The 11623-nt window shown below is 36.4% G+C and carries 9 protein-coding genes; 7 read left to right on the top strand and 2 right to left on the bottom strand.

Annotated features, from left to right (window positions below; all coding sequences use genetic code 11):
* Positions 1-122 precede the first annotated feature (122 nt).
* The gene (locus ACE01P_RS11205) at positions 123-626 is read right to left on the bottom strand and encodes a hypothetical protein (protein ID WP_379697533.1); all 504 of its coding nucleotides are present in this window, start codon (positions 624-626) and stop codon (positions 123-125) included.
* A 1119-nt stretch (positions 627-1745) separates the two neighbouring features.
* On the opposite strand from ACE01P_RS11205, the gene ACE01P_RS11200 reads away from it, so the two are divergent.
* The 6 genes from ACE01P_RS11200 (at position 1746) to ACE01P_RS11175 (ending at position 9529) form a co-directional block, all read left to right on the top strand.
* Positions 1746-3125 carry a hypothetical protein gene (locus ACE01P_RS11200; RefSeq protein WP_379697531.1) on the top strand — a complete coding sequence of 460 codons (1380 nt, stop codon included), beginning with the start codon at positions 1746-1748 and terminating at the stop codon, positions 3123-3125.
* Between the two features lie 207 nt (positions 3126-3332).
* Entirely contained in the window at positions 3333-5624 is a 2292-nt protein-coding gene (locus tag ACE01P_RS11195; protein WP_379697528.1) for a Piwi domain-containing protein, read from the top strand.
* A complete protein-coding gene (locus ACE01P_RS11190; RefSeq protein WP_379697525.1) occupies positions 5612-6499 on the top strand; it encodes a hypothetical protein in 888 nt (295 codons plus the stop codon). Before ACE01P_RS11195 ends, ACE01P_RS11190 begins: the two co-directional genes overlap by 13 nt.
* A gap of 115 nt (positions 6500-6614) precedes the next feature.
* Entirely contained in the window at positions 6615-7457 is an 843-nt protein-coding gene (locus ACE01P_RS11185) for a tetratricopeptide repeat protein (RefSeq protein ID WP_379697522.1), read from the top strand.
* Positions 7458-7549: 92 nt separating this feature from the next.
* Positions 7550-8848 carry a hypothetical protein gene (locus ACE01P_RS11180; RefSeq protein WP_379697518.1) on the top strand — a complete coding sequence of 433 codons (1299 nt, stop codon included), beginning with the start codon at positions 7550-7552 and terminating at the stop codon, positions 8846-8848.
* Positions 8849-9217: 369 nt separating this feature from the next.
* Entirely contained in the window at positions 9218-9529 is a 312-nt protein-coding gene (locus tag ACE01P_RS11175; protein ID WP_379697515.1) for a DUF6965 family protein, read from the top strand.
* Positions 9530-9585: 56 nt separating this feature from the next.
* Here ACE01P_RS11175 and ACE01P_RS11170 read toward each other — a convergent pair whose 3' ends face one another.
* A complete protein-coding gene (locus tag ACE01P_RS11170; RefSeq protein ID WP_379697513.1) occupies positions 9586-10035 on the bottom strand; it encodes a response regulator in 450 nt (149 codons plus the stop codon).
* Between the two features lie 402 nt (positions 10036-10437).
* Between ACE01P_RS11170 and dinB the strand changes: the two genes are divergently transcribed.
* Positions 10438-11619, top strand: a complete 1182-nt coding sequence (gene dinB, locus ACE01P_RS11165; RefSeq protein WP_379697511.1) for a DNA polymerase IV — start codon at positions 10438-10440, stop codon at positions 11617-11619.
* The last annotated feature ends 4 nt before the right edge of the window (positions 11620-11623 follow it).

Raw genomic sequence — 11623 nt, 5'->3', positions numbered from 1 at the left:
TTTAATTTGAAAGCTTGATCACTCTTTCTATTGTTGGATAAAAAATCAATTACTCATCAATTTATTAAATCAGACAATATAAACAATACGCTCAACCTAACTGAAGAGTGCTGTTTTAAATTTTACTTTCGAATTCTTATTCCTTGGTCTTGTAATTTTAATAATGATAGCGTTTGTGACATATCGTTTCCTTTAGAAGAACAAAAGTCTATCAAATCATATTGTAATGCGCGTTGAATACTTTCCGCTTTATCGGAAATATTTTTAATTTTATGAAGCAATTCGTCTTTTATGTTTCCAGCATTTAAATCTTCCTCGTTTCCAATGATAACTTTGTGAATCAACCAATTCCTTTGCTGTAAAAAAGCATTTAATTCATCTTGTAATGACAAATTATATAGGTTATCACTAATTGCAATATTAATAGCCTTGCCTAAAGTATAACCCTGATTTTGTTTTAAACATTCATCCGCCTTTTCTTTTGTTTCTTTGGAATTCATTTTAAGAGTAATTGAATAACTCAACGCTTGTTCAACCAATTGGGTTTTCGATAGAGCTTCTCCAAGAAAACAATACAAATTAATTTCATTATTGTTTGCTTTTATTTTTATAACATTTTTTTCCATATCTGATGGTTTGTTTTTGATTAGAATCAATAATTATCTAGCTGTATTAATTAATTAATCAAAGATAGACATATAGTACGCAGTGTTTTTGCGTACTAAAAAATTATTTTATCATGAATTTACTTAACCCCTTAACAGCTTTGTAATCGAGGGCTGCAAAATATATCTCAACAGATAAAAATCATTGCTATTATTCTTGTGGTGACAAAGACACGCATTTAAAATAACTACGCATAAGAATTTTCAATACATATTATAAGATACAAACACAATAACCATATGATAATCCAATAAAATGGATATATAATTAATCAGTTCCTCTAAAAAATATTAATTTAAACACACTGAAAATCATCAATTTAAATTTCCTAACAATATGGTAGCACTTGCAATTTTAAGAAACGATAAACATAGAAAAATCAAGACTTGCCGAGATTAGGTTCGAAACTATTTTGCACCTTTTTGTCAACACTTTTTGAAATTATTATTAAAAAAGTGAAAACCGAAACATAAAATGCATTCAACTTTTTAGCCTCGATAGTATTGGAAATCCTTTTTTGCGGTGTTTTGCACAAAAGATTGAAAGGCATAGCGGGAAAAGCTCAAAAAAAACATATTTAAACATCTTCTATAATTAATCAGCATTTTCAGTCGAACGAAGTTGAGCGGTACTACACAACAAACTGTTAACTAATTAATTAAAGCAAGAATCAGGCGTCAGTTAAAGATACGGAGTGCTATAAGTCCCGAAGGGCGGACGAAAGGAAACTGGAGTTCTTTATGCGCATACAGCAGACGACTGAAGCTACCTTAGCTACCCTATTTACCCGTTTCGAGTGAAAACTAAAGTAAGTTTACCAATTATGGAAAACCGTAAAAACCTAATAGCATTTAGTCCTAAGTTTACTACTGAATGACTTAAAAATATATCAGCAGTATACAACATTCATTAGCGTTTCAGTTTTGCACTAAAATAATACAGTTTAAAGCTGGATTGCTAAAACCCGTATTTCTACTGATCCAAAAAAAATCACAAATGCTACTTTTGGAGTCTACTATACCACCAAAAAAATTTCCTTTGATTTAGTTTCTTTTTAACTATTAAAATTCAAACCAACTATGACGACGAGAATTCCAATAACTGAACTAATTTTTCCCGAATATGATGACAAAGATGTGATTGCTGCCTTTGACTATTTTATGACATTTATGACACCCGACCAGTGGCAGAAAAGAAAGCAGGCAATTGAAGAATATCTCAGTAATTTCCACTCTGACTCTCCACCTCTTTCAAAACCCGTATCGGACGGACTGTTACTAGTAATTGAAAAAGACAGAATAGGCTGGTATCTTTATCTGGTACATTGCTTAATACATGAACCCCACAAGTATGAATATTATCAGGGGGCACGCATTGTGCCTATTTTTAAACGTATCGGAATGGACATTGATCTGCTTCCTTCCCTTGATGGACTCAGAAAAAAAATCAGCGATCTCATAAAAAAAAGACCAATTGAAGCGGACCAGATCCTGTTTGAATTTCTAGCTGCACTTGCCTGGAAAAGGAATGGCTACCAAGTAGAATTCCTTCCAGAAGAGGCTGATAAAACCCCTGATCTTTTAGTCCGAAAAGAGGACAAATCTTATCAGGTGGAATGCAAGAGACAGCAGAAATCAGGCGGTTATTTTTATGAGGAAACCCTACTGCGTCAAAAAATGGTCCACCATATCATACCATTTGTTTTAGCACACAACTACTTATTGGAAATTACTTTTCATGTAGAATTAAAAACACTGCCAGAAACTTATCTGATCGATTTGTTCAGACTCGAAAATTCAAAAATAAAAGAAAAAAACTGGAGGCTATCTAACGAAAAAATTGAGATAATCGCATCAACGTTTGATCTGAAAATGATTAATACGCAGCTTTTAAAATATCACATAAAGTACAATTCACCACAATTATTAGAATTGCTGGCAAAAAAACCTATCGATTATGAGGGTTTTACGGTAGCACTCAATTCGACAGGATATCATGTGGGAGAAGGTCTGGCGAATAACCGGTATATTCATCAGATTACTAATGCCGCAGGAGTTAAATGTACATGTGATTCTCTTCAAGCGTATATCGGAAAAGCCCGCGATCTTGACCGACTGCTTGCCAAAGCTTTAAGACAGTTGACGCTTCCCTATGAAGCTGTTATTCATATTGGAATGGAAACTTTTGACGGTCCAGCAGTTGAAAGGGAAAGATTAAAAAAAATAGTTAAGACAATTGAAAGCATAAATCCGGAAAAAACCAGATTAAGCTGGCTCTTTACTCATTTTTTTCAGTCTTATTCCAGAAGTAATCAAGAATGGATATTTGATGAGTCTGTTGATGTCGCCTCTTCCTATGTAGTACCAATAACCCCTCTGCCTAAAAATTTTCTTGTCATTCCGGAAGAAGCAGATATCATAAATAACAGCAGGCACTGGGACCGCCCATTGCCACAATAAACTCTATATGAACAAACCTACTTATATAGTACGGAAAAGATCAAATAAAACTTTGCAAAAACTAAAGCTGTAACAAATAAATTATATAAATTACTGACAAAATTTACTTATCTATACATAACCAAAATTAATCTTAATTTGCGTCAAGCTAAATGGCCGTTTTGCTCACTAGTAAGCTGTTAGAAGATTAATAATTAATCATACCTTATGCAGTTAAATTACTTTCCAATAGAATTTGAATTCGAAAAATACCAGCTCAATGCTGAACCCTACAGTCATGAGCGCCTTGGCGAATTACGGGCTTTACATAATAATACGCACTCTTTTTTTAGGAACGGCGATCTAATTTACATATCCAATAAAGACGACAATACCGGCACTGCAATTGGTAGTTTAGCTGAACGCAGTATATTTGGCAATTCCCAAATTACAGCATCACTCATTAAACATTTGTTCTTCCGTACTTTCAAGGAGCGCTTCCAGCAGCACACGCCTGTTGATTTTTATCCGTTCCGTTTTTTCTCTGGACAGCAACGAGACGATATCATCTTTGATTTCCTCCCGGACAATCTGAAGAACCGTATAGGCTATAAAAAACTAATTGAAGTGCAGCTTCGTCTAACGGAAATAGAAAACAAAAAGCAATTTGGATTTTTAATCAACATTAAACGCAATTGGATTTTTGATAAAACCTGTGCAGAACTGCATTCCGAAAATTATAACTTAATCGGTTCTGAGGTGTTGCACGCGGAAACTTTGCCGGGACTTACTAATATCCTGGCACCAAACGAGGATTTCATAGGGGAGATTCTTTCTATAAGTGGAACAAAAGCAAAAATTAATACCAATGAGGGCGAAAAAGAATATGATTTGGGCGAACTTTTTATCCGTAAAACCAAACGTAGCATAGGAAATTATCTTGCATTTGCAATCTCTCAGGAAAAAAGTGATGAAATATTAAGGCTCATAGAGAATAAAAGATCTGATATTTATGATACAAAGAAGTTATATAATGAAATTAACAGTATAGCAAAAGCGCTTTTTAATGAGAATGGCAACCCGTTACTATTTCAAAACAAAGATGGTTTCTGTTTTACAGTTAAATCAAATCCATTAACAGTTTACAACAGCATTGAAATCAAGCCACCTACTTTCATTTTTGATCCTGCCGCAACAAAAACAACAAATACCTTTCCTGATAATGGCCTCAACAATTTCGGTCCTTATGACAGTAACATCTTTGATATCAAATCTCCCAATGTTTTGTGCGTATGCAACAAAACAATTAGAGGAAATTTTACGCAATTTCTATCTAACCTAAGGGATGGATTACCACAGTCAAGGTATTTCCAAAAAGGGTTACAAAAAAAGTACGACCTGCATAGGGTATCGTTTAATATTAAAGAAATCCAAAGCAATACCTTAGAACAGTACTTGAAAGCAATAACTGAGGATGACGATAGCAAACCACATTTAGCCATTATTGAAATACCCGAAAATTTTAAACAATATAGTGATCAAACCAACCCCTACTATCAAATAAAAGCAAAACTTTTAGCTCTTGAGATACCAATTCAATTTATTACGACCAGGATTATCAATAATTACAATGAGTATATCCTTAACTCGATAGCTTTACAAATTTATGCCAAACTGGGAGGAACTCCTTGGGTCCTGCCGACGCAGCGTTCTGTGGATCGCGAACTGGTAATCGGTATCGGTCACAGCTGGCTTAGAAAAAATCAATATACTGGATCAGAATCCAACCGCGTAGTCGGAATTACAACATTTCTTTCCAGCGACGGACAATACCTCCTTGGAGATAAAGTTAAAGACGTATCATATGAAAATTATTTTGATGAACTCTTAAAAAGTCTTAAACAATCCATACATAGGCTTTCATCTGAACAAGGCTGGAATGACGATGAGACTGTCCGCCTAATATTTCACATTTTCAAGCCAATTAAAAATACAGAATTTGATGTGATTACCCAGCTCATAAAAGACATTTCACAATACAGAATAAAATTTGCTTTTGTTACTATTGGTAACATACATCCGGTCACATTATTTGATATCAATCAGCCAGGAATTGGTTCCTATGGATCAACTGTCAAAAAAGGGGAATACATACCGGTGCGGGGAAGCAACGTTTTCCTTGATTCGGAAACCTGCATTGTTCAAATGTTGGGCGCAAGCGAATTAAAAACGTCTAAGCACGGAATGAGCAAACCAATCCAGATTAAAATTCTCACGCCTCAGGGCAACTATAATAATACGGAAATAAATGATATGTTATTCTATGATTTAACCTACATAACACAGCAGATTTTTTCCTTTACTTATTTGTCATGGAGAAGTTTTCTGCCTGGTGAAGAACCGGCTACAATGAAATATTCAAATCTGATTTCAAGACTTTTGGGGAAAATGAGAAACGTTCAGGGCTGGGATCCCGATACACTAAAATATGGATTAAAACGAAAAAAATGGTTTCTATAGACAACAGAATCACCTATAAGGAAAGGATAAAAAGCAGTGCGAAACTTGTTGCATTTGACCAATTTTTAAGCGGTTCTGCCGTTGATTTGAATCTTAATTCAGAAGTTAGTGATTCCGACAAGCAGTTTGTGAATATGATTGCAGCACTCCAAACAAATAACAAGAACGCTTTTGAGCAGATTTACTCATTAAAAAACAAGAGTAATCCTAGCAGGGATTCACCAGCTCCTTTTGTAAATGATGATTATTTGATTTTAATTTTAATTATTGGTATCCAAAAATTTGGTTTTGATACCAACTGGATAAAAAATATTCTCTCCATACGTAGCAGAAACATTATAACTATTACGCTTGAAAATATTCTAAATAAAAATTATTCCAGTACAAGCAATCAAATGGAAGTTGTCTTAGTTTATTTAAACTTGTATGATCAATCATTCATTAATAACCAGCTTCTTAATAACACCTTTAAAAGCATAATGGACAATACGGTATTGTTTGAAAATAGAAATGATTTCCAAATCTTATCTGCGCTAAGGGCATATGAACTAATTATTGAATTGAAAGAAGGACCTGAAGGAAGTGAAATGCATCTGCTTAAAAAATTTAATGACAGTTTCATTCGCAGAACAAAAATCTTATCTTGGTTATTACAAGCAAGTCTTTTTTCATTCGCTGTTTATGGGTTACTAAAACTTCCTGTTTATTCTCCTGATTTTGTTAAAAAAATTAATGATTATGGCTATGTATTTACGTTAATAGGAGCATCCGGCATCACTGTATTAAGTAATCAATTAAGTTTCATCAAACGAAAATCGCAAGAATTTACAATGAGGTTATTAGGTTATCCCAAAGAAATGCTTAAACAATCGTAATTGATTGTATCTACTTAATACTAAGACTACTGGAATTATTTAAAATGTAGCGGTTTAACAATAGCAGCGTTTCGGTCTTTTAAAAACAAAAAACAAGATAAAAAAACACATAACTATGAGCAATGCATCTGAAAAGCCAATAGTACAGAAACAGTATGGCAATACTTGGGAATTTGTATATCCCTTGTCCATTATTGATGAAAGAGTCAGTGATGAATTTTGGGAAGCTGTCGAATTTCTGGATGATAGTGACTTGATTGCAGAAAAAATGCTGAAAAAACTGATTTTAGAGCACCCCTATTATATCGATGCTTATGTTCATCTCAGCATTGCATATCGTAGTCAGGAAAAAACCTTTGAAAGTCTTCTGACTGCTGAGAAAGCATTTAATGTTGGAATCGGATGTCTGCCAAAAGCATTTAACCTAAAAAAAGACCAACTAATATGGCCTATGTCTGATAACAGACCTTTTTTAAGGGCATGTCAAAATTGGGGAGTTGAGTTGCAGTATCATACAAAATATTCCGAAGCTGTTGAAATCTACAGGTTAAATCTAGCTTTGAATCCCGAAGATCATCAGGGTATCAGATATCTCCTTCTGGAGACCTTATTTGCGTTAAAAGATTACAAACAGGCTGAAGATCTATTAAATCAATATCCAGACGATTTTACGATAGAATTTAAATTTGGCATAGTTGCATTACATATCCTGAATGATAATTTGAAGCTGGCGGATCAGCATTTAGAGGAAGCAGTCCAGACCAATACTTTCTTTATCGATGAAGTAACCAGAACCAAACATGTAAAGCCGCTCCCTTACAGGATTCCGGGTGAACCCAACTTTGATGCCGGCATCCCGACACGGTCAGTTCAGGAAGCATACGGGTATTGGGAGAGAAATAAAGAGCTTTATCACAATAAGAAGATTATAAGCTATTTCAAAAATGTCCAAAAATAAGATATCCGATAATGATCCTTTAAAAACGTCGGACACATACACAAATTACTAAAACCTTAAACAACCATTGCTAAATACACTAATTACAACATATGTCAAACACCGCATTCAATTTTTTATCCAACAGTTTCCTGACAACAAACAATAAAGAATACTTTTTAAAGCAACCGCTCCCGGATATTGAGAAGGAGTTGGACAGCTACAGAACCTATTTAAATTCCAACAGAAGCGGTATGGATAAAGAATGTATTTCAGACAATGAAGATTCTGTCGAGATTTCAGATTTCCGAATTCTGCAAAAGCTCCCGGATCATGATGAGATATTTCAGAAATCACTTTTCTTAAACCGTTTTGTGATAGATGATCCCTTATATTCAAAATCGTATAAAAATTTCGACTTGATAAATTTGGAAAGAGAGTACAGAGGTTATCAGAGGATCTCTGAACTGCAAGCAAAAGAACAGTTATGGGATACGGTCCAATATATGAAAGGACTGCTTCCAGGAGTAAATGCAAATGTGGGTTACATTAAGTTTTATCCCCTGTCAAAAGAGCCAACAAATGAGCTGTTGCACTTCGTTAATATACCTGATTTAAGCTTTCCTCAAGAGTTTCCTGAAATCTACGAATGGTTCCTGAAAAATATTAAAGTACGAACGGTAGATGATAATCAAAAAGTAGTGGATTTGGTCGAACCTTGTAAAAAACTAGCTATTTCTTTTGAAAATGACGGATCCGACCTTTTTCTTCCCGCTCTCTTGACTGACGGGATACCTTCTGTTTCTCTTTATCAAACATGGAAAGAAGAGGAAATAATAAAATCTATAAGGGACCGTTATCTTATACTTCTTAGAAAAAATGAATTCAGAATAAAGTTTGGAGCCATCGTATCTGCTGACACAGAATTTGAATTTGCTTTTTTAAACTCCATAATTAAATCCCCAACAAATACGACCGATGCAAAAGCACTGCAGGTTCTTACCAAATTAAAACTACCCTCCCTTGCTTCTACGTCTTTTGACAAGGTAATGGAAGTTAGAAAATTTTTCGACGAGACTTTTGAGAATTTCCGCAAACAGTTAAAGGATGATGTATTGCACCTGCAGCAGATAAATGATGAAAAACATATTGAAGAATTTTCAAAAGAACTGGAGAGAAAATACGAAGCGTCAATTAAGGAGATTGAAGCGAAGATGAAATTTAAGTTCAAACTTTCTGGTTCCGATATTTTCACTACATCATTAGACATCGCCACCATGCTAACAACAACAGAGTACTATCCGCTTATGATAACAGGAGCCAATGCCTTGTACAAAGTATACGAAGGACTTGCGAAACCGAAAAAGGAGGCTCAAAATAACCTCTGCTATTTCCTGCACAAACTAAAATAACCCGGCGATGTAAATAAAAAAACAGCAGATAATCTATGTACAGCATTATCTCAAAATTGACAAAAAATATAAGTGGAAGTCATACCCTTTTTTGCCACAAAAAGTTAAGACGGTTTTTAAAGATATTTCACCTGTCTAAGTTTTGTGGCAGAATCGCGGCACTCCCAATTTTCGAAATCTAAAAACTCAGCAAAATAACGTACTGACGAGCTTAGGTTCGAAACTTGTACAAAAGTAGTTGTGTCGACAGCTGTCAATTCTGTGTCCCACAGTTTAGTGGAAAAACCGCAGTTGAAATTGCTGCTCTTCCTCAGTATTTATTGGAATCAAGGTATTGACATACCTCGTTTTTTTGGCTAATTTTGCTGCATGAATCATGAAGAGATAAAACGTTATTTTGAGAATAATCCGCCGCCAAAGGAAGTAAGATTGACGGAATGGGCAAATATTACCGATACACAGGTTTTCCTGAAGAGCTGCTACTCAACTATCAGAAATTTTAACGGACCAATAGACAGATGTTCCGCTTGGTGGCATCTGAGGGATTTTTACATTCTCATGAAAAAAACCTCCTCGCAGCTGTCCGCTTCATCTCAAGAGAATGACACAGCAGCTGATGCATCAGTAAAGGAAGAGTCTTCCCAAGATGAAAAGATAAAAGAAGATCCTGACCTAGAATAAAGCCAGGCTGAAAAGCAGTCCGGCCTTCCACTCATGCGTATGAAATCGGCAGTAGCTTATTGTGCCGCCAGAAATTTTTTCACTTCTTTTTTCAGGCTCCCAAAGTCATTAAATACTTTATCAAGCAGTTCCCTCAGCCCCTGATAGGTGCCAGGCTTTACGGCATAGTAGTCCGCCCCCAGTTTATAGGAAATCTGGATATGGATCGAGCTGCTGCTGGTGGAAAGCATGACTATTTTAACCCTTCCAAGAGCGCCTTCTTTTCTTCGGATTTCTTTAAGGCATTCAAAACCGTTTTTCAACGGCATGTTGATGTCCAAAAATATGATATCGGGAAGATGATCAGCATTCTTAAGGGCATCGAGAAGCTCATTTCCGTCTGGTGCCTGTATCACACGGATCGGCAGGTTTAATTCCTCAGACGCTTCCAGAAATAGCATTCTGTCGTCCTCATCATCTTCGGCTAAATAAATAATTCGCTCAGGGTTTTGCTGCTGATTTGACATCACTCTACATTTTATAATGCAGTTTCAGCAAATGGCGTTGAAGCTGCAGTGGTTACTAAAAAAATAAACCTTTAAAAAATATCATGGATTAAATTGCAGCTGAGGGGGGTACAGCTTCTTATAAAGATAAGCATTTTTTATTTAGGAAAACACTTTCAAAAAAAAAAGAGCTTTATATCAAAGAGAAATTCCATCATAAAAAAAGCCAGCTGCAATAAATAAAATAGAAGGCTTTAATCCCAAGAACGTAAATTCTGAATAAACCCTGTTTACCCATTTTCTTCATCCCTTCATATACCCAGTAAAATCTGGATTTTTATTTTTTGTTACTATTTAGAACATTTTATTTTTAAAAATTGTTATCATCTGTACTAATTTTGATCTGCAAAAAAGGAACAGATTATGGCAAGGGCAGTGGTGCACATCGACATGAACACGTTTTTCGTTTCCTGCGAAAGACTGACAAATTCAGAGCTTAACGGAATTCCGCTGATCATCGGCGGCGGGGACAGGGGCGTTGTGGCCTCGTGTTCTTATGAAGCCCGAAAATTCGGCGTGCGGTCTGCCATGCCCATGCGCATGGCACTCAGGCTGTGCCCTCAGGCAAAAGTCATGAAAGGTGATATGGAATTGTATTCTAAGCTTTCACACGACATTACCGAAATCATTCAGGAGAAAGCACCTGTAGTGGAAAAAGCTTCCATCGATGAATTCTATCTTGACATTACCGGAATGGATAAATTCTATGGCAGCTACAAATGGACCGATGAACTGGCACAGCGCATTACAAAGGAAACAGGCCTGCCCCTCACCTTTGCCCTTTCGGTTAACAAAACAGTTTCCAAAATCGGGACCGGCGAGGGCAAGCAGAAGCAGAACCTTGAAATCCCCGAGCATCTGGTGCAGTCATTTTTAAATCCGCTGTCTATTCAGAAAATCCCAATGGTCGGCGAAAAAACATTCCAGCTGCTCTCGCGCATCGGAGTGCGGACCATCAAAACCCTTTCAGAAATGCCCGCGGAATCCCTGCAGCAGATGATCGGCAAAAATGGACTGGAACTCTGGAAAAAAGCCAACGGCATTGATAACAATCCGGTGGAGCCCTACTCGGAAAGAAAATCCATTTCCACCGAACATACCTTCACCCAGGACACTATTGATATGGCAAAACTCAACCGGCTGCTGCTGGGCATGGTTGAAAAACTGGCCTATCAGCTGCGTTCCGAACAGTGGCTTGCATCGATTGTAACAGTGAAAATCAGGTATGCCAATTTTGATACTGAAACCAAACAGTGCAGGATACAGTATACCTCGGCTGACCATATACTGACCGGCACGGTGACCGATCTTTTTGAAAAACTCTACCAGCGCCGCATGAGGCTCCGCCTGATAGGTGTCCGTTTCAGCGGACTGGTCAGGGGCACCTACCAGATCGACCTGTTTACCGATACTGAGGAAATGCTTGCGCTTTACCAGGCAATGGACCGCATGAAAAACCGCTATGGTTTTGACGCAGTGATGCGCTGCGCCGGAGCGTCCTTTAAACCCAACAATAAAAATGAAATTCTAAAACGCAAAACCTGATTCC

Origin of the sequence: Flavobacterium sp. HJSW_4 (assembly GCF_042436695.1) — a bacterium.
In the GTDB taxonomy this organism is placed as follows: domain Bacteria; phylum Bacteroidota; class Bacteroidia; order Flavobacteriales; family Flavobacteriaceae; genus Flavobacterium.
This window is presented reverse-complemented; position numbering and strand designations above follow the sequence as displayed.

Bases quoted from the DNA above. Each gene is read 5' to 3' on its own strand.
- ACE01P_RS11205 (WP_379697533.1), bottom strand. From the start codon at position 626: ATGGAAAAAAATGTTATAAAAATAAAAGCAAACAATAATGAAATTAAT.
- ACE01P_RS11200 (WP_379697531.1), top strand. From the start codon at position 1,746: ATGACGACGAGAATTCCAATAACTGAACTAATTTTTCCCGAATATGAT.
- ACE01P_RS11195 (WP_379697528.1), top strand. From the start codon at position 3,333: ATGCAGTTAAATTACTTTCCAATAGAATTTGAATTCGAAAAATACCAG.
- ACE01P_RS11190 (WP_379697525.1), top strand. From the start codon at position 5,612: ATGGTTTCTATAGACAACAGAATCACCTATAAGGAAAGGATAAAAAGC.
- ACE01P_RS11185 (WP_379697522.1), top strand. From the start codon at position 6,615: ATGAGCAATGCATCTGAAAAGCCAATAGTACAGAAACAGTATGGCAAT.
- ACE01P_RS11180 (WP_379697518.1), top strand. From the start codon at position 7,550: ATGTCAAACACCGCATTCAATTTTTTATCCAACAGTTTCCTGACAACA.
- ACE01P_RS11175 (WP_379697515.1), top strand. From the start codon at position 9,218: ATGAATCATGAAGAGATAAAACGTTATTTTGAGAATAATCCGCCGCCA.
- ACE01P_RS11170 (WP_379697513.1), bottom strand. From the start codon at position 10,035: ATGTCAAATCAGCAGCAAAACCCTGAGCGAATTATTTATTTAGCCGAA.
- dinB (WP_379697511.1), top strand. From the start codon at position 10,438: ATGGCAAGGGCAGTGGTGCACATCGACATGAACACGTTTTTCGTTTCC.